Below are 17,920 nucleotides of genomic sequence, written 5' to 3'. Positions count from 1 at the left end.
TATCTTATAATGGATATAGAAGTTTAAATTTTTTCGTCTATAATTAAAATGTATTTAGTTGTAGAAAGTACCTTGGAGGTATGTATGTTCACAGGAAAAAATGAAAAATCTACTTCTATACTAGCTAAAGTTGGTAATGCAGCTTCGGGAGTAGGAAGTTTTCTGGGTAGAGGTGTAAAAGTTCTAGTCAAGGGTGCAGTGTACCCTATATGGCCAAAGAATTGGTTTAAGTCCTGGGATGAAATGCGGCACGACATAAAAAATGGCGGACGTTCTATTATTGGCAACCCACTTGAAGAATATGATCCACCTATAGAAACCACACAAGCTAGTGAGGATCTTGGTGTCCAAATAATGGAGCAAAAGAAAGGAACAGGAAAGGTAACTTTTTTAGCATCAAGGACTCTGACAGGGGATATACCCTATTTGACGCCAGAACGATTAGGTGAAATAAAGCAAAACCTGCCAAATGTAACTATCTTTAAAGAAGAAAATAAAATTGTAATTGAAGTTGATGTTAAAAAAATAATTGAAGACATTAAATATAAAGGAAAGAGTCCAGAGGAGATAAAAAAGCTTGCTATTGAAGAAATTAAACAAAAAGTTGACGGTAACCTTAAAGATCTAGCAAAAATTACTGGTGGAGAATTTAAAGTTCACACAGACTTAAAATTGCTGTATGGTATTGCAGAAAAATTGTATAAGGAATATGATAATCAAAAGCAGTCATCAGACAAAGTTGTGAAGTCTGATGTTGGTCAGCCTTCAGAAACTATAGCTTCAGGTGAGAAAAAATGGGCGCAAGAAGCTATAAAAGCAGGTAAGTCGCAAAGTTGTGGAATGCAAAAATAAGTTATAGGGGAGTATTATGAGTGAAGCTAAAAAAATAGAGGAAAGACATCATAGTCTAACTGTTCCTGGGGATATGTATCACTTACAACCAGGAGTTATTACTGGAAAAAGGGTAAGTGGAATAGAACCCTTTTTGAAAGAACAGCAGGACATGGTAAAAGTAAGGGAACTTGTAAGCTCTTTAAATCTTGAAGATGCTTCTGGTGATGCGATAAAACCACTATCTACACCTAATGTAGAGAAAAACGAAGAAAGAGGGAAAGGTCGCTCTTAAAATATGAGCAATGAAGTTTATGATAGCGATAACATCTTTGCTCAAATATTAAGAGGTGAGTTACCTTGTGAGAAGGTACATGAAAATGAAAATGTACTAGCTTTTCATGATAAGTACCCTGACGCACCAGTTCATATTTTAGTTATATCAAAAAATCAATATATTTCATATGATGATTTCATTCTAAAAGCTCCTGAAGAGGAAATAGCGGATTTCTTCAAAACTGTAAGAGAGATAGCACACAAATATAATCTAGAAAAAACAGGATATAGATTAGTCACTAACTACGGTGAAAATGGAGAGCAGGTTGTACCACACTTTCACGTGCATATTTTAGGTGGTAAAAAGTTAGGAAAGCATGTAAACTCATAGTGTTATATGTTTTGTTAAATGAGCGAATATTTAACCATAGTAATCTTTATCTGCGTATCAATTGTAGTATCTTTTGCTTTAGGTATATTGCCTATGTTTCTTGCAGTGAGTAAGCCAGATGGTGAAAAGCTTTCCACATATGAGTGTGGCTTCAATCCACTATCCAGTGCAAGGAAAAATTTTGACATTAAATTTTACCTAGTTTCAATATTATTTATAATATTTGACTTAGAAATTGCTTTTCTTTTTCCTTGGGCTGTTTCTTTATCTAAGATAAGCTATGGTGGATTTTGGTCTATGATGGTATTTCTTGCAATACTCACTATAGGTTTTATCTATGAATGGTGTAAAGGTGCATTAGAGTGGGAGTAGTTTATGACAAATCAAATTCTATCTAATGATGACTGGGGTCGTTATAAAAAAGAAGGGTTTCTTGTCACTAAATTTGGTGATTTAACAGATTATGTAATGAATTGGGCAAGGTCTGGTTCATTGTGGCCAATGACATTTGGTCTTGCATGTTGCGCAGTTGAGATGATGCATACTGCATCCAGCCGTTATGATCTTGATAGATATGGTATAATGTTTCGTGCAAGCCCACGTCAATCAGATGTGATGATTGTTGCTGGCACACTAACTAATAAAATGGCAGCAGCATTGCGCAAGGTTTATGATCAAATGGCAGACCCGAAGTATGTTATTTCCATGGGAAGTTGTGCAAATGGTGGTGGTTATTACCATTACTCTTATTCAGTAGTCCGAGGCTGTGATAGAATTGTGCCAGTTGACGTGTATGTCCCTGGATGCCCACCAACCGCTGAGGCGTTGCTATATGGAATGCTATGCCTACAAAACAAAATAAAACGGACTCGGAATGGATAAAACTGCAAAGTATATACAAAAAAAGACCAAATGCGAGTGCATTCAAAAAGATGATGGCATTATTGTAATATATTCAACTTTAGATGAAATTGAAAAGTACCTATTCTTTCTACGTGATGATGAAAAGTGTAGGTTTGAACTATTAGTTGATATTTTTGGGGTTGACTATCCAAATAGAGAGAAGCGTTTCGAGCTAATATACAATCTGCTCAGCATTGTGCATAATATTAGAGTACACATAAAGCTTCAGTTATGTGAAAGCGACATGCCTCCAAGTGTAGCGAAGATATTTAGTACGGCTTTGTGGTTTGAGCGTGAAGTGTTTGATATGTATGGAATAGAGTTTTCTGATCACCCTGATTTGCGTAGGATTCTAACAGACTATGGATTCAAAGGTCATCCAATGTTAAAAGATTTCCCTCTCACTGGTTATGAGGAAGTAAGATATGATATAGAGACAAAAAAGGTTGTGTATAATCCTATAGATTTACCGCAAGATTTTCGTATGTTTGATAGCTTATCGCCTTGGGAAGGTAAAACCATAAAAGTAAATACAAAGGAGTAGAAAATGACAGTACAAAGAAAAAAAATATCTTTAATCGGTGCAGGAAATATCGGTGGAACTCTCACCCATATGATTGCACTAAGGGAACTCGGTGATGTTGTTTTACTTGATATTAGTGATGGAATACCACAAGGTAAAACACTCGACATAGCAGAATCATCCCCTATTGATGGATTTAATGTCAATATTACTGGCACAAATAGGTATGAAGATATAAAAAACTCCGATGCAATTATAATAACCGCTGGCATCGCTAGAAAACCTGGAATGAGCAGGGATGACCTCCTGCAAACCAATGCTAAAGTAATGAAGGAGGTTGGCGAAAATATTAAAAAATATTCTCCAAACGCGTTTGTAATAGTGGTTACCAACCCTTTGGATGCCATGGTTTCAGTGGTGCATAAATTTTCAAACCTTTCAACTAATATGATTGTTGGCATGGCAGGAGTGCTTGATTCTTCCCGTTTTCGTTACTTTCTTGCAAGTGAGTTAAATATCTCAGTTGAAGATATATCTGCTTTTGTGCTTGGAGGACATGGCGACACTATGGTACCACTAATCAATTGTGCTTCAGTTGCTGGAATTCCACTTACTCAAATTATCGATATGGGTCTTATCACACAGAAAAAAGTCGATGAAATAGTTGAACGCACTCGCAATGGCGGTAAAGAAATAGTTGATCTGCTTAAGTCTGGATCTGCATACTACGCTCCTGCATCTTCAGCTATATGCATGTTAGAATCATATTTAAAAGATAAGAGGCGCATATTACCATGTGCTGCTTACCTTAATGGTGAATATGGTGTAGAAGAGTTGTTTATTGGTGTTCCTGTAATTATTGGAAAAAACGGAATTGAAAAGATCCTAGAAGTTAAAATGAATGATAGTGAACAAGAAATGTTTAATAAGTCTGTAAACTCGGTGAGAGAGCTGGTGAAATCTTTAGGTTCATAAGCAAATTAATGGTTTTATAGAGCTTCTTTATAGCTCAAACAGCCTAAAAAAGTTGCTTGTGGTTACCTTCGCTACTTGTTCTGGTGACTCATTCCACAACTCTGCCAAACAATCAACAACGTATTTCACCATTGCTGGTTCATTCTTTTTTCCCCTATAAGGCTCAGGTGATAGATATGGTGCATCAGTTTCGACTAAAACACGCTCGCGTGGTACATTTTGTGCAATTTCTCTGAGTAAGCTCGCATTTTTAAAAGTAATAATTCCAGAAAATGAAATATATAACCCCAAATCTATAGATTGATAAGCAAGTTCTTTAGAGGAAGCAAAGCAGTGCATTACTCCACTAAAAGCACCGGCTTTCATTTCTGACCTTAACATATCGATCATCTCATTATCAGCGCTTCTTGTGTGAATAACTAAAGGTAGTCCAGTTATTCTTGACGCTTCTATATGTAATGCAAAACTTTTTTTCTGATTGTCTTTGTTGTCAGATTTATAAAAATCTAACCCGGTTTCACCGATACTAATTACCTTTTGGTTCTTGGTAAATTCAACTAATTCATCAACATGTATACACTCACCGTTTTCTATAGCAGCATCAAGCGGATGTATACCAACAGAGGAGTAGACCTGATCATAGGATGAAGAAATTTTTAATAACTTAGGAACATCGTCAATGCTTACACATATGTTATGCAAAACCTTTACACCATTTTGCTCTGCCCTTGAAATTACTTTTGGTATTTCATCGTCAGAAAAATAAATCAAGTGGCAATGAGAATCTACTATCATGAGCTTATTGTTGAGGCTTTTATTATAGAAGAAAACTCTTCTATCACTGTTTTATAAACTTCTTTTTTAAATGATATAGCACTGGCTACTAAACTATCTATACCTTGCCAACGCCACTCTTTGAACTCTGGATGACCAGTATAATTAATATCAATGTCCTCATCCTCTCCGCAAAACTTCATTAAGAACCACCTTTGCTTTTGACCAGAATATTTTCCATTCCAGCATATTGGTATAACTTCTTCAGGCAAGTTGTAGTATATCCAATCCTTGCTTTTAGTTATAACCTTTACTTTATTAGTACCAACCTCCTCTAGCAACTCACGTAACGCTGCTTGTTCCAGTTCCTCACCATCATCAACACCTCCTTGTGGCATCTGCCAGTAAGAATCGCTATCAAAGCGTTTTCCAATAAAGGCATGTCCTTGTCTGTTAAATAGCATTATGCCAACACAAGGACGGTACTTATCTTTCTGCTCAACCACGAGTACGCTCTGTTTTTAAATGATTTGTTACAGAAGTTTTAATTAATTTTCCATTTTTTTCTTTCTTCATCTCTTCAACAATTTTCTTTGCAACTTCCTTTGCACTCAAGTTCGAGTTATCAATTTCAAGCGAACCCTCAGGTATAAATAGCCTTTTCCCTTCAATTTTCTTTATAGCAAAATCCGGATCAGTAATTTTATTTTCCTGATATCTCTCTTCTGATTGGACACGTCTTACTAGTTTTTCATTATTACAATGTAATACTACAGAAAAAATTTCCATGTCCATTTTTTTACTTAAATTTACCACTGAGTTATATAATCTTTGGTCATAGGGATCACCCTCTATCAATTCATTTGTAAATATATAATGTTTTGATTTTACGTAGTGTTTTTCCAGTATTGCTAATACATTTTCCCTAACTGCAAAAATTTTTTCCCATAGGTCATCTGGAACTTCAGCGTTTTGTAATTTAACAATATCAAATATAATATTATTGAATAGATTATTGCTTACTATTACTGCACCAATGATTTTACACAGTTCCTTTGCAGTAGTAAACTTACCACTGCCTGGAAAGCCGATTAAGTAGATGAGAGTCTTGCCCATAATGAATACTAGTAAAAAGCTATTTTCAATTATATAAAAAGTATATACATTGTACATGCTAAAAACATGATGATAAAATAGATGCAGGTAATACCTTTAACAAGTAGTTGCGTTGAAAATAGTTCATATTTAGAAATTTTGAGTATATAATTATAAATGAATCATATAACCTGTAAACAATGCTTAGCGATATGGAATCGATAAGAAGTACAATTGAAGAGATAATAGATCAAAATAAAGGTCATGATATAGTAACTTTTGATGTGCAGAATAAAACCGTTATTGCAAAATATATGATTATTGCATCTGGTGATTCAAGCCGTCACGTTAAAGCTTTAGCTGAGCACGTAATAAAAAGCCTCAAGCCACATGATAAAATAGATGTAGAAGGTATGGATGAAGGCAATTGGGTAGTTTTGAATTTTCAAGGCATAATGGTTCACATATTCAGGCCGGAAGTAAGGGAGTATTATAAAATAGAAGAGTTATGGAACTGATTGCCTGGATAGCTGGTGCACAACTGCACAAACGTTGTAATTTTGAAGGCAACTCCTGCACAGGTAGTGGTGTCATGAAAGTAGCTGACACTGGAATCCAGTTTTTCATGCAATTTCATCGAAAACGTTGTATAGTGTGCTTGTTTATAATTAAGTTCCAGTGTCTGGGCACTGGCTTCTCTATTAGGGTTACCTTCGGCATTAATGACAGGATAGACTGGGGTTTATAAAATGAAACACGCATCTGAATTTTTAAATTTCATCCAAGAAAGAGGGTACCTATACCAATGCACAAACATTGAAGGACTAGATCAATTATTATTGCAGAGCAATTATATAGTTGCATACATTGGGTTTGATTGCACAGCACCAAGTCTTCATGCTGGTCACCTAATTCAGATTATGATGCTCTGTCACCTACAAAAATTTGGTTATAAGCCGATAGTCTTACTTGGAGGTGGCACAACAAAAATTGGTGACCCATCCTTCAAAGATAAAGCAAGAAGCATCTTGCCTGTAGAGAACATCAATCAAAATACATCCAGTATAAGGAGAATATTAGAGAAAATGGTGTCTTTTAATGACAGCAAGACTGGTGCAATGATAGTAAATAACGCAGATTGGTTGGATAACATAAAATACATAGATTTTTTGCGTGATATAGGAGCTTATTTTTCTGTAAATCGTATGCTAAGTTTTGATAGTGTGAAAACCAGGCTGGATAGAGAACAAACCTTAAGCTTTCTGGAATTTAATTACATGCTATTGCAAGCTTACGACTTTATTGAATTAAACAAAAAATATGATTGTCGTCTGCAGATTGGAGGGTCAGACCAGTGGGGAAATATAGTAAACGGAATTGAACTTGGAAAAAAGTTGAATTTACCTGAGCTATTTGGCCTTACCATGCCTCTTTTATTAAATGCACAAGGAAAAAAAATGGGCAAAACTGAAAGTGGAGCAGTGTGGCTTGATGATAATATGCTAAAGCCTTACGACTACTGGCAATATTTTCGCAACGTTGATGATCAAGATGTTGGACGTTTTTTAAGATTGCTCACTGATGTGCCAATTGATGAGATTAGAAAATTAGAGTCTTTAAAGGATCAAGAAATAAATGAAGCAAAAAAGGTCTTGGCAACAGAAGTGACAAAAATATGTCATGGTGACAAAGAAGCGGAACTTGCACAATTTGCTGCAATTTCTGCTTTTGAGAATGAAGATAGCTCACTACTTCCTGATTACATCATAAAAAAAGAACAAGTTGCAAGCGGCATATCCTTAGTAGACCTACTACATGACACCGGTTTTGAACCTTCAAAAGGCGCTGCAAAGCGTTTAATACAGGGCAACGGATGCAAGATTAATGATAATGTTGTAAACAATATTGATCATGTAATAAATTTCGAAAGCTTTAAAGATCAGCCATTTATAAAATTATCTGCAGGAAAGAAACGCCATATAAAAGTTGTGGTAGATTAGGTCTCGAAGTAAGAAAACAAATTTTATACAAGTGAGAAATTAGATATGGAGCAAATTTTCAAAATTCGAGAATTATGTATAAAACAACTGGAAAGATAGTAGAAAGCGAAATTCTATTATATATAGCTAAAGTGGCTTAGGTTTACCTACAATTTGAAAAACAACAAATTCGTCATTCCGCTACTCATTAGCGGAATCTATACCGCGAATGAATCCATAACTGTACGGACATTGCAATTTTGGCCTACCAGGAGGGCAATGCCTCTTATCCAAGTACCCTCTTCTTGTCATCCAAGTAGCCGACACTGGGATGGCTTTGTTGCATAGCAACTGAAAAAATCTGGTGGCTACTGACAAAATTCATTATAAAATAGCCATTTAACCTTGAAAGAAAAAATATGCCACAAAAAATGAGGGTCAGTAACCATAGCGAATATAACAAATTTCTAGAAAAAAGAGGAAATATTTTTCATTATATCAACGAAGCCATAGAAAAGTGGTACGAGAATGGTCCAAAAATACCAGGTGGCAACAATATTTATAGCGATAAAGTTGTAATTTTGGTGCACATAATAACTTGTTTATTTAGAATAGGCCTGAGGCAAACAGTTGGGTTTATAGCAGGATACCTTGAGCAAATTGGGAAAAATTTGCAAGTTATCAGCTATTCACAATCATCAAGAAGGTTTAAGAAACTCAATATTAAGATCAATGATTGCAGAAAATAATATGGAAGATATCGAAATTGCTATAGACAGTACAGGAATTAGTATATACAACAACACTCCTGGTCATAGCAAAGAAAATAGCGAAGATAGAAAGTATCGCAGCTATGAACAGACAAGAAAATTGCATGTAATGTTGAATACAAACAGCAAAAAAGCCATAGCTGTAAAATACAGTAACGGCTGATCACTATGGAGCTTGTGATTTGCTAAAAGAAGTCGATTTTCAGTATGTCATAAAAGTACTATATGCAGATAGGGCATATGACAGAGAAAAGCTCTATAAGCTGTGTAATCAATATGGTATAAAAACGAAAATTCCTCCGAAAAACAACGCAGCAGAGCATCCAAAGTTAGACTATATGGCTGAGAGAAATTCTGCAGTCAAGCTCATAAAGTCATATGATGAAGATGGTATAAAGAAGTGGAAAAAAGAGATGAGTTATGGAAAAAGATCTTATATAGAAAGTTTTTTCTCGCGACTGAAACAAACATTCGGGTTTAGTTTTAGGAATAAATCTGAGACAAATAGAGAGAAGGAACTACTTGTTAAATGCTATTTGCTCAATAAGTTCACTGATATTGGTATGGCTAAATTTGAGATAGCTTCATAAATTTATTGTGCGTTACCTACTATCCGAAGAGCGATGCAACAAAGCCCACGCACTGGGATGACAGCAGTCCTACGTCATACCGCGAATGAATCGCGGTATCTCTTAACATAGATCCCTTACTTAACCGTCATACCTTAACATAGATCCCGCTAACAAGCAGCGGGATGACGGTTGTCGTTTAGCTACAAACATTAAGAAATTTACCAAATAAAAAAAAGGCAAAAGAAGCCCCGTGGTTGGCTAATTACTTACATTATACTTTCAAGTATGGCGTTTTTTTATTCTAAACGCTTAATAACCACGACTCAGCTGCTTTTAAGCTGCAACTAATCTAAATTATAAACATTAAGAAATTTACTAAACAGAAAAAAAGGCAAAAGAAACCCTAGGGTAGCTAATTATTCACTATCCATTTTTTAAGTTGGCGTTTTTTAATGTTTTAAATGCTTTATAAGCGTATTTCAGCTTGTGTAGGTAAAAACCCAGAAATTTGATAAAGACATAGAGTGCACATAGTGCAAAAAATTAAACATGAGACGCCAGATACGTGAGTTTTTTTGTCATTTAATCTGTACAGAGAAGATAAATAAATAGCTTCAGTGTTTATGATAAGGGGGCTGGCGGAGTTTGTCAAGTGGTTTTTTAGCCACGTTTCCCTGTTATAATGTTCGTTTGCTTGACCTAAGATCCAGGAGTATTTAAACTGAACCCTATACAGTGCTAAAAATGATAGGAAATCTAAGCGGAATAGTTGATGAAGTGCGCAGTGATCACATAATCCTGAATGTGAATGATGTTGGCTATATGGTGTATCTTTCAGCCAAAACTTTAAATGCATGTTCCATCGGAAGTAGAGTTAAATTACTTATCGAAACCTATGCAAATAACAGAGAAAATGTCGCTCAGCTATATGGTTTTATAAGCAAAGAAGAACAGCAGTGCTTGAGGTTGCTTGTCAAAGTAAGCGGCGTTAGCTATAAAACTGCAATGTCAATTTTGAGTAAATTAACTCCAGAACAGCTATTTTTGGCAATTATGAATGAGGATAAAGTAGCACTCAAGATGAGTGGACTTGGCCTGAAACTCATAAATCGAATCATCACTGAATTGAGTGGCAAAGTGAGTAAACTAGAAATAAATAACAATAACTTTAATCCAATTAATGAAGATGCCCTTTCAGCATTGATCAATCTTGGATATGAAAAAGTGAAAGCTTATGATACGATAAAGAAAATACAAGACAAATCGTCAAATCTGGACACTAAGGATATTATTCGCATGGCGCTTAAGGAGCTCTTAACATTATGAAATCAATATCGTGCGGTAAAGAATATACTGAAGATGTGCGCAATATTAACATCAGGCCTGAGCAACTTGATGATTTTGTCGGGCAAAAAGACTTAATACAAAATTTAAAAGTGTTTATAAACGCTGCACAGACGAGAACTGAAGCTTTAGATCACGTCTTATTGTACGGTCCTCCAGGGCTTGGCAAAACAACTTTAGCACAAATTGTTTCTAAAGAATTAAGAGTTAGCTTTCGCGCAACTTCTGGTCCTTTACTTAGTAAAGCTGGGGACTTGGCTGCAGTGCTTACCACTTTAAATGCAAAAGATGTTCTATTTATCGACGAAATTCATAGATTAAATCGCAGCATCGAAGAAGTTTTATATACTGCTATGGAAGATTTTTGCCTGGACATATTAGTAGGTGAAGGTCCATCTACTCGCACTTTAAGGATAGATCTACCACCATTTACGCTAATTGGAGCAACAACACGGCTTGGATTACTTTCTGCGCCACTCAGAGATCGTTTTGGCATTCCTTTGCATCTTGAGTTTTATTCCTTTGAGGAGCTGGTTAATATTATAAAAAGAGGCGCAAGAGTTCTTTCTGCTGAAATTGAAGAGGATGCAGCACGGGAAATTGCCTGCCGTGCGCGCGGCACTCCAAGAATTGCTTTGAGGTTACTCAGAAGAATAAGGGATTTTGTTGAAGTGAAAGATGATAAAAAAATTACTTATGAAGTCGCTGATTCTGTATTACTAAAATTGGGTGTAGATAAAATGGGACTCAATAAACTTGATATGAATTATCTAAGATTTTTATTCAACACTTCAGGCCCTGTTGGAATTGACACCATATCTATTGCGCTATCCGAAGATGTTGGCAATATTGAAGAAACAGTAGAACCTTATTTAATCAAAATTAGTTTTGTAAAGCGCACACCAAGAGGGCGCGTTCTAACCGATCAAGCAAAGGAGTATTTGAGCTTTCAACATTAAACATCATAATTTATATTGACTAATTGACATGATATCTATATGCTAATATTTATATATTAAAAATAATGGAGGCATATATGTTAAATAGCACTGAAACTGTATCTTTGATTGGAACTTCTTCTAATCTAAATATCAGTTCTTCTGATAATAATCCAATTTCGGATACTAAAAATGTACCTAAATACGTCACTCTTAATAATGAAGAAGAATGGAATGAGTTCTTTATAATGCAGAACAACACTTCTACTAATATCACTAATAAAAAGAAACCAAAACCTTATATTCATAAGGATAGTAATGGTATATATACATATACTGCTCGGGATGAGAATAAATATGGTGGTAAGAACATTATAGGCAAAGTTGCTGAACAAATTAAAGAAGCGATATCTAAAAATATAGAAAATAATGATATAGAATTTATAAAACTTAAAGAAAGCAAAAATGAAGATAATATTATTGAGCCTGCCGTAAGAATTGCGATAGGTAGTAATACAAAAGAAATAAGCATGAGTGACATTCTAAATAACGATTTGTGTAAACAATATGGCGTGAAAGCAATTACATTATTGCTACCTCAAAGTAAAGCAAGGGGGCTACGTTGCCGGGTTGATGAACATGGAACAAGAATTTATGAAGTAGCTAATGGGTCATATCAAATGACTTTAAAGTGGAATGCTCAAGGAAAAGAATGTAATATTAAAATTAATATTCATGATAATGGCTCCGTAGAACTTATTGAGGGTAATGGTGTTACTATGGAGCAATTAGCTGCACATAAAGAAGTAAAAGTAGGAAGGCAATATGAAGCAAAGCCTTTACATGAAGTGTTAGCATCACAATTGCCACAAACACAATTACAACAAAGCTCTGAAGAAGTAAAATTTTTGGAGCAGCATTCAACAAATGTAGAAGACTTGAGCGGCGCATCACAAAAGCATCAAGCTCCTGCTGCTTCAAAATAGGTAAAGTAGTGAAAATTCAGTATAAGTTGCTTGCATCTGCAAGTAACTTATACTTTTATGATGAGCAACACAATACTACCAAGAAATTTCTACGAGCGGCCAACTTTGGTTGTAGCCGGGGAGTTACTAGGAAAGATGCTGAAATTTTCTAACTTTAGTGGAATAATAACCGAAGTTGAAGCCTATATAGGAATGAATGACCCAGCTTGTCACGCGGCAAGAGGCTATACTAATCGAACCTCAGTAATGTTTGGTATGCCGGGGTTTTCATACGTGTACTTTATATATGGAATGTATTACTGTTTAAATATTGTAACAGAAACAGAAGGGTTCCCAGCAGCAGTGTTAATACGAGGATTAAAGCTCATTGAACCGCTTGAAGCAAACTTAGGCGGACCAGGAATACTGTGCAAAAGATTAAACATTACAAAAGAACATAATAAGCAAGACCTTACTATAAGCCACAAATTTTGTGTTTATGAATCTCACCTCAACCCGGATTATGTGTGCACTCCGAGAATCGGAATTAGTAAAGGCCAAGAGAAATTTTGGCGGTTTAAGATTTTCTAAACTTAAGCTCCAGTGATCTTGCGTAGACTATTTGCCAATTGGATAATCACCAGTGAAACAAGCATCACAATATTGTGGTGTAGCATTGTTACGCACTTCTCCTTTAACAGCCTGATATAATCCATCAATACTCAAGAAGGCTAGGCTGTTTACTCCTATAACTTCCTTAATTTCCTCTACAGATTTATTTGCAGCAATTAAATCTTTGCACTCTGGCGTATCTATTCCATAAAAACAAGAATGCTTAATTGGTGGGCTTGAAATTTTGAGGTGAATTTCTTTTACTCCTGCATCCTTTAACATAACTATTATATTTGTTAACGTACTACCACGCACTATACTATCATCTATTAAAATTATGTTTTTACCCTTCAAAGTGTGCCTATTAGCATTGAATTTTAATTTTATTCTAACTTTACGTACTTCAGCGGTTGGTTGTATAAAAGTTCTTCCTATGTAATGATTACGAATTATTCCCAGTTCCATAGGTAATCCTGAATGCTTTGCATATCCAATAGCTGCAGGTATTCCAGAATCAGGTATTGGTACAACCATATCTACATTGTTTTTTGGTGGGCTCTCTTCTGCAAGTATTCTTCCTATTTCTTTTCTTATATCATATATGGACCTATTCTCCATTATGCTGTCTGGTCTCGAAAAGTAAACGTATTCAAAAATACAAAAACTTGATTTTTGCTGTGGGAAAGGAAATGCTGAAGCTAGATTATCATTTCGATCAATGGTGACTAACTCACCTGGTTCTATTTCTCTAACAAACTCTGCATTTACTATATCAAGAGCACAAGTTTCAGATGCAAGAACGTAAGAACCGTTTAACTTCCCTAAAACAAGAGGCCTGATTCCAGATGGATCACGTACTCCAATAACTACTTCTTGATTGATTGCCACAAAAGAATAAGCACCCTGTATTTGCTTTAATGCATATATAAAACTCTCTAAGAAGCTATTTTTTTCACCCCTTGCTGTCAGATGCACTACTACTTCTGTGTCAATATCTGACTGAAAAACGCACTCTTGTTTAATTAATTGTTCGCGTATCGGAGAAATATTAATTAAATTACCATTATGTGCTATAGCAAAATCCCCAAATTTGTTACTTTTGCCAAGCATGGGCTGCGCTCCAAATTTACTACCACTTGTTGAGTATCGAACGTGACCTATTGCACAATCTCCAGGCAAGGATTTTTTTATTTCATCTATATCATCAAATACGCTGCTCACTTGACCTTGAAAGTGATAAGAGTGCAGCTTATCGTTGTTACTGGTTACTACGCCAAAAGACTCTTGACCTCTATGCTGCAAAGCATGGAGAGCAAGTATAGAGTTAAAAGCAGCGCTTTGGTTGCAGCTTATGCCAAATACCCCACATTCCTCACGCATTTCATCTAGCATAAAAACTATTAAGTAAAGTTTAATTTTACTTTAGCATAGGTAAAATACAAGTATTTTGTTGTTCATCTGCTTTTATTGCCAGCAATAATCCTATGCATATCAAGCTTGCAGCAGTTGTACTTCCTCCATAAGAAAGAAATGGCAGTGGATCGCCTATCACAGGCAAGAGGCCTATTGACATTCCGATGTTTATAAAGAAATGAGCGCTAAAAAAGGCGAAAATGCCGATAGATACCGACTTAGAAAAATAATTTTTCGACCTATAAGCGATAGAGAAAATTATGCCAAGTAATGAGGTATAAAGCAAAATTAAAGTCATGCTACCTAAAAAGCCCCACTCCTCACTCAGCACTGCAAAAGCAAAATCTGTACGTTTTTCCGGCAAAAATCCAAGTTGAGTTTGACTTCCACTCACAAAACCTTTACCAAGTAAACCTCCTGAACCAATAGCTATCTGAGATTGCTGCGCATTATAACCTATTCCAAGTGGATCCACTGATGAATCCAAAAACGACAATATCCTTTGCTTGTGATAAGGACGTAAAAAAGGCCAAATAGCCGGTACTGCAAAAATGCCAAGCGTTCCACATATTACCGAATGAGATCTTTTTATTATTGCTGTGAATATAATTGATATCCCTATAAATAACATTATCACAGCTGTGCCTAAATTAGGTTGCTTTAACACCAAGAACACGGGTAAGAAAATAATTATAAGTGCCTTAAGCAATCTTTTAAATTCCATCATTTTATATACACTCTGCTTATCAAAATAGCGAGCAAGCGCAAGTATTAAGCCTACTTTTGCAAATTCTGATGGTTGCAAACTAATTGATCCAATTCTTATCCACCTTGTTGCACCCATTATGTGTGAGCCAAAAAAATTCACTACTAATAGCGAAATCACTGCTGCTACATAAAAAAAGTAGGCGTGCTTCAAATAAAAATCTAGCTCTATGAATGACATAGCTATAGCAAGTAGGAAAAAGAAGGAGAATATGACCAGTTGGTGAATCGCAAATGGCACCCACTTTCCTCCAGCAGAAGAGTATTGAACAACAATGCCAACGCAAAACAGCGCTATCACGTTAATGACTAACAACCAATGAATCTTCTTCAGTCTATCCACAATAAAGACCTTATAACCTTAAAGTATAGTAAAATATGAAACAAAGATAAAAATCAAAAAACCAACTTCTCAACTACTAACCGAATTGGAGTGCTATATATTCCAGTTACTACTGTTAAAACTGCCATAAACAATAGACAGAAAAGCATAGGAAATGGCACATCATTAATTTTGTCCGGTGTCATTCCAGTGCGTGACGTTGCATCATTTTCAAAATACATTTTCTCTACCATCTTCCACATATATATCAATGCAAGGAAAGAGCCAGCAGCAAATGTTACAAGGGAAATCCACGCATGAGATTCGATAATTGCTTTCATTATATACCACTTGCTTACAAAGCCATTTGTTAAAGGCACACCGATTAATGCTAAACTGAGTAGAGTGAACGCAAGTGCTGTATAAGGCATTGATTTCTTGAGTCCCGATAAATTCTCTATTTTTGTTGTATCAAATTTGTAAGAAATACATCCTGCAGCCATAAATAAAGATGTTTTTATTATGCTGTGGTTTACTATGTGAAGAATTGCTGCAAATACACCTGTTTTTGAGTTAAAACTCAGTGCTAAAATTATATAACCAATTTGGCTAATACTAGAGTGAGCAAGCAGTCTTTTTATGTCTTTTGCGGTTATTGCAAATATCGACCCAAATATAACAGCGCAAAGTGCGAGGATAATTATCACGTTGCTTAGTGATGGTTTAAATAAGAAGAAATTTTGATGAAAAACAGTATAAAAGATTCTGATGAAAACATATATCATCACTTTTGTCACTGTGCCTGAAAAGAATATGCTAATGAAACTTGGCGCCTCACTATATGCATTAACCAGCCACCTGCTTAATGGAAACAGTGCCATTTTGATTGAGAGACCAATAAAAATGAACAACGTGCCAAGTTTTATGATGTTGTTATCGTGTAATGGAACTATTCTTTCAGCCATGTCAGACATATTGAGCGTTCCAGTCATTGAATACAAGAGCCCGATGCCAAATAAATAAAATGTTGCGCCTATTGTTCCACTAATTAGATATTCAAATGCTGCAACCAAGGCTTTTTTATCCCTTCCCATTGAAACTAATACATAAGAAGAAAGAGATGAAATTTCCAAGAAAACGTAAAGGTTAAATATGTCGTTTGTTACTAGAATCCCGAGCAGTCCGCTTAAGCACAGTAGAAATAGAGAGTAAAAACCAGTGATTTTGTTTTTGCTAATTTCTTTTTCGTTAATATAAAAGCTATAAAGCACGCTAATCAGCGCTATAAAATTCACCAAAGTTAGAATCAAGGAGTTTAACACGTCGATTCTTAACTCTATTCCATACGGAGGAGCCCAATTTCCAAGGTGATAAGTTATAATTTCACCTTTATATGTTTTAATGAGTAGTATTGATGAAATGATAAGAGTGATTGTTGTTGCAATAAAAGAAATAAACCAAGATACCTTGTGTTTCTTGGCAAGAAAGCAAAACATTGATGCAATTATTGGTATAATAACTTGTAAGATTGGTAATTGCATTAAATTGTTGTTAATATATCGTTAAAGTATTAGTATATATAATACTTTTTGTTTTAATACCCTTATGTTATCTAAAATTTGTAACGCAATAAAACGCCTATTACGAAGAGAAGATAAATTTGTAGGAAGAGATGAAAATGGAAATTCTTACTATGAATCAAGTAAAGGAAAAAGGTGGGTTATGTATAGCAGTGTCTCTGAGCCTACAACAGTGCCTCCGGAATGGCATATATGGCTTCACTATACTGATAATGTAGTACCAGTTAATAATAAAAAAAGAAAAGTAAAACATACTCCTAATTTAACGGGTACAAAAGATGCATACTATCCAAACCAAAAAGTGAAAAATTACTATAAAAGCTGGAGTCCTGATAACTAAAGATGCGAAGGTCAAATATACTTGAAATAACCGCTGGATTATTTGTATTAATTTTCACTATTTTTCTGATTTTCTTTGCTATTGATAAGCTATCTTACATAAAGAAAAACTATAAGGATTGCAATAAAATATATGGTCTTTTTGCTAACGCTAACGGTATAGGAGTTGGTGATAGTGTCAAGATCTCTGGTGTAGATGTTGGAAGCATAACTGGTGTATCACTTGACAAAGCTACCTACGTAGCACGAATCGATATGTGTATAAGCAAAGACATAAAATTGCCAATTGATAGTTTAGCTCTGATCACTAGCAGTGGAGTTGTTGGCAGTAAATTTGTTAATATATCACCTGGATCAGATATTAAACTAATCTTGCATGGTGGTAAAATAGAGTATACTCAAGCTGAAGCAAATATGGGTGGAATAATGGACAGAATTCTTGGTATGTTTACAAAGTGAAAATGGCAGGATTCCAAGTATATCCGTTCAGGTAAAGCCTCCTGTAGTTCTAAAGTATTTAAGGAGTTTGCCTTATTTCTTGCCTTTTCTACCG

At 35.2% G+C, this 17,920-nt stretch carries 26 protein-coding genes; 19 read left to right on the top strand and 7 right to left on the bottom strand.

The features are described 5' to 3' along the window. The first annotated feature begins 84 nt into the window (after nt 1–84). The 7 genes from ACICPZ_RS02205 to mdh are packed head-to-tail and all read left to right on the top strand — an operon-like array spanning nt 85 to nt 3,899. Complete coding sequence (locus tag ACICPZ_RS02205; RefSeq protein WP_070356981.1) at nt 85–852, top strand: hypothetical protein; 768 nt, start codon at nt 85–87, stop codon at nt 850–852. 16 nt (nt 853–868) lie between these two features. Then, nucleotides 869–1,126 (top strand): hypothetical protein, encoded by a 258-nt coding sequence (locus ACICPZ_RS02200; protein WP_010082357.1) that lies wholly within the window; start codon nt 869–871, stop codon nt 1,124–1,126. 3 nt (nt 1,127–1,129) lie between these two features. Beyond that, nucleotides 1,130–1,498, top strand: a complete 369-nt coding sequence (locus ACICPZ_RS02195; RefSeq protein WP_010082356.1) for an HIT domain-containing protein — start codon at nt 1,130–1,132, stop codon at nt 1,496–1,498. 18 nt (nt 1,499–1,516) lie between these two features. Then, nucleotides 1,517–1,870, top strand: a complete 354-nt coding sequence (locus tag ACICPZ_RS02190) for an NADH-quinone oxidoreductase subunit A (RefSeq protein WP_006279576.1) — start codon at nt 1,517–1,519, stop codon at nt 1,868–1,870. Between the two features lie 3 nt (nt 1,871–1,873). Next, on the top strand, nt 1,874–2,380 hold the full coding sequence (locus tag ACICPZ_RS02185) for a NuoB/complex I 20 kDa subunit family protein (RefSeq protein WP_006279574.1): 507 nt from the start codon (nt 1,874–1,876) through the stop codon (nt 2,378–2,380). After that, nucleotides 2,373–2,945, top strand: coding sequence for an NADH-quinone oxidoreductase subunit C (locus ACICPZ_RS02180; RefSeq protein WP_006279573.1), 573 nt, complete (start codon nt 2,373–2,375; stop codon nt 2,943–2,945). Before ACICPZ_RS02185 ends, ACICPZ_RS02180 begins: the two co-directional genes overlap by 8 nt. A gap of 3 nt (nt 2,946–2,948) precedes the next feature. Beyond that, entirely contained in the window at nt 2,949–3,899 is a 951-nt protein-coding gene (gene mdh / locus ACICPZ_RS02175; RefSeq protein WP_264374018.1) for a malate dehydrogenase, read from the top strand. A gap of 27 nt (nt 3,900–3,926) precedes the next feature. Here mdh and ACICPZ_RS02170 read toward each other — a convergent pair whose 3' ends face one another. Genes ACICPZ_RS02170 through ACICPZ_RS02160 form a run of 3 tightly spaced genes read right to left on the bottom strand, consistent with a single transcriptional unit; the run spans nt 3,927 to nt 5,789 of the window. Then, a complete protein-coding gene (locus tag ACICPZ_RS02170; RefSeq protein ID WP_010082353.1) occupies nt 3,927–4,694 on the bottom strand; it encodes a TatD family hydrolase in 768 nt (255 codons plus the stop codon). Continuing rightward, entirely contained in the window at nt 4,691–5,179 is a 489-nt protein-coding gene (locus ACICPZ_RS02165) for an RNA pyrophosphohydrolase (RefSeq protein WP_006279569.1), read from the bottom strand. The genes ACICPZ_RS02170 and ACICPZ_RS02165 overlap by 4 nt, the downstream gene beginning before the upstream one ends. Further along, a complete protein-coding gene (locus ACICPZ_RS02160) occupies nt 5,172–5,789 on the bottom strand; it encodes an AAA family ATPase (RefSeq protein WP_022626414.1) in 618 nt (205 codons plus the stop codon). The genes ACICPZ_RS02165 and ACICPZ_RS02160 overlap by 8 nt, the downstream gene beginning before the upstream one ends. Nucleotides 5,790–5,968: 179 nt before the next feature. Between ACICPZ_RS02160 and rsfS the strand changes: the two genes are divergently transcribed. From rsfS to tyrS, 3 genes are read left to right on the top strand one after another with little or no spacing between them, the layout of a single operon-like run. After that, nucleotides 5,969–6,286, top strand: coding sequence for a ribosome silencing factor (gene rsfS / locus ACICPZ_RS02155; protein WP_006279567.1), 318 nt, complete (start codon nt 5,969–5,971; stop codon nt 6,284–6,286). Beyond that, the gene (locus ACICPZ_RS02150; RefSeq protein WP_010963049.1) at nt 6,277–6,516 is read left to right on the top strand and encodes a hypothetical protein; all 240 of its coding nucleotides are present in this window, start codon (nt 6,277–6,279) and stop codon (nt 6,514–6,516) included. The genes rsfS and ACICPZ_RS02150 overlap by 10 nt, the downstream gene beginning before the upstream one ends. Before the next feature lies 1 nt (nt 6,517). Then, nucleotides 6,518–7,768 carry a tyrosine--tRNA ligase gene (tyrS, locus tag ACICPZ_RS02145; RefSeq protein WP_007548582.1) on the top strand — a complete coding sequence of 417 codons (1,251 nt, stop codon included), beginning with the start codon at nt 6,518–6,520 and terminating at the stop codon, nt 7,766–7,768. A gap of 180 nt (nt 7,769–7,948) precedes the next feature. Here the strand turns inward: tyrS and ACICPZ_RS02140 are convergent, their stop codons facing one another. Beyond that, nucleotides 7,949–8,125: a hypothetical protein gene (locus tag ACICPZ_RS02140; RefSeq protein WP_215409487.1), complete on the bottom strand. Its 177-nt coding sequence runs from the start codon at nt 8,123–8,125 to the stop codon at nt 7,949–7,951. A gap of 41 nt (nt 8,126–8,166) precedes the next feature. Between ACICPZ_RS02140 and ACICPZ_RS02135 the strand changes: the two genes are divergently transcribed. The 7 genes from ACICPZ_RS02135 (at nt 8,167) to ACICPZ_RS02105 (ending at nt 12,927) form a co-directional block, all read left to right on the top strand. After that, on the top strand, nt 8,167–8,496 hold the full coding sequence (locus ACICPZ_RS02135) for a transposase (RefSeq protein ID WP_007548762.1): 330 nt from the start codon (nt 8,167–8,169) through the stop codon (nt 8,494–8,496). After that, nucleotides 8,480–8,680 carry a hypothetical protein gene (locus ACICPZ_RS02130; RefSeq protein ID WP_010082383.1) on the top strand — a complete coding sequence of 67 codons (201 nt, stop codon included), beginning with the start codon at nt 8,480–8,482 and terminating at the stop codon, nt 8,678–8,680. Before ACICPZ_RS02135 ends, ACICPZ_RS02130 begins: the two co-directional genes overlap by 17 nt. A gap of 19 nt (nt 8,681–8,699) precedes the next feature. Beyond that, nucleotides 8,700–9,107, top strand: a complete 408-nt coding sequence (locus tag ACICPZ_RS02125; RefSeq protein WP_007548764.1) for a transposase — start codon at nt 8,700–8,702, stop codon at nt 9,105–9,107. A 726-nt stretch (nt 9,108–9,833) separates the two neighbouring features. Continuing rightward, entirely contained in the window at nt 9,834–10,415 is a 582-nt protein-coding gene (gene ruvA / locus ACICPZ_RS02120) for a Holliday junction branch migration protein RuvA (protein ID WP_264374015.1), read from the top strand. After that, a complete protein-coding gene (ruvB, locus tag ACICPZ_RS02115) occupies nt 10,412–11,392 on the top strand; it encodes a Holliday junction branch migration DNA helicase RuvB (protein WP_010963048.1) in 981 nt (326 codons plus the stop codon). The genes ruvA and ruvB overlap by 4 nt, the downstream gene beginning before the upstream one ends. A 77-nt stretch (nt 11,393–11,469) precedes the next feature. Next, complete coding sequence (locus tag ACICPZ_RS02110) at nt 11,470–12,357, top strand: hypothetical protein (RefSeq protein WP_264374014.1); 888 nt, start codon at nt 11,470–11,472, stop codon at nt 12,355–12,357. A 60-nt stretch (nt 12,358–12,417) separates the two neighbouring features. Further along, a complete protein-coding gene (locus ACICPZ_RS02105) occupies nt 12,418–12,927 on the top strand; it encodes a DNA-3-methyladenine glycosylase (protein WP_264329834.1) in 510 nt (169 codons plus the stop codon). Nucleotides 12,928–12,954: 27 nt separating this feature from the next. On the opposite strand, the gene purF is transcribed toward ACICPZ_RS02105, so the two are convergent. Genes purF through ACICPZ_RS02090 form a run of 3 tightly spaced genes read right to left on the bottom strand, consistent with a single transcriptional unit; the run spans nt 12,955 to nt 16,989 of the window. Continuing rightward, nucleotides 12,955–14,340: an amidophosphoribosyltransferase gene (purF, locus tag ACICPZ_RS02100; RefSeq protein WP_264329488.1), complete on the bottom strand. Its 1,386-nt coding sequence runs from the start codon at nt 14,338–14,340 to the stop codon at nt 12,955–12,957. Nucleotides 14,341–14,365: 25 nt separating this feature from the next. Then, nucleotides 14,366–15,469, bottom strand: a complete 1,104-nt coding sequence (gene rodA, locus ACICPZ_RS02095; RefSeq protein ID WP_264329487.1) for a rod shape-determining protein RodA — start codon at nt 15,467–15,469, stop codon at nt 14,366–14,368. Between the two features lie 53 nt (nt 15,470–15,522). Next, nucleotides 15,523–16,989 carry a proton-conducting transporter membrane subunit gene (locus tag ACICPZ_RS02090; protein ID WP_038199409.1) on the bottom strand — a complete coding sequence of 489 codons (1,467 nt, stop codon included), beginning with the start codon at nt 16,987–16,989 and terminating at the stop codon, nt 15,523–15,525. Nucleotides 16,990–17,053: 64 nt separating this feature from the next. Here ACICPZ_RS02090 and ACICPZ_RS02085 point away from each other — a divergent pair, with 64 nt between their 5' ends. Continuing rightward, nucleotides 17,054–17,368 carry an NADH-ubiquinone oxidoreductase subunit NDUFA12 family protein gene (locus ACICPZ_RS02085; protein WP_007548590.1) on the top strand — a complete coding sequence of 105 codons (315 nt, stop codon included), beginning with the start codon at nt 17,054–17,056 and terminating at the stop codon, nt 17,366–17,368. 2 nt (nt 17,369–17,370) lie between these two features. Beyond that, nucleotides 17,371–17,826, top strand: coding sequence for an outer membrane lipid asymmetry maintenance protein MlaD (locus ACICPZ_RS02080; protein ID WP_264374013.1), 456 nt, complete (start codon nt 17,371–17,373; stop codon nt 17,824–17,826). Nucleotides 17,827–17,920 lie beyond the last annotated feature (94 nt).

It is taken from the genome of Wolbachia endosymbiont (group A) of Melitta haemorrhoidalis, from assembly GCF_964273365.1.
In the GTDB taxonomy this organism is placed as follows: Bacteria; Pseudomonadota; Alphaproteobacteria; order Rickettsiales; family Anaplasmataceae; genus Wolbachia; species Wolbachia pipientis.
The sequence above is the reverse complement of the archived record's forward strand: the minus strand, read 5'-3'. Positions and strand labels throughout refer to the sequence as shown.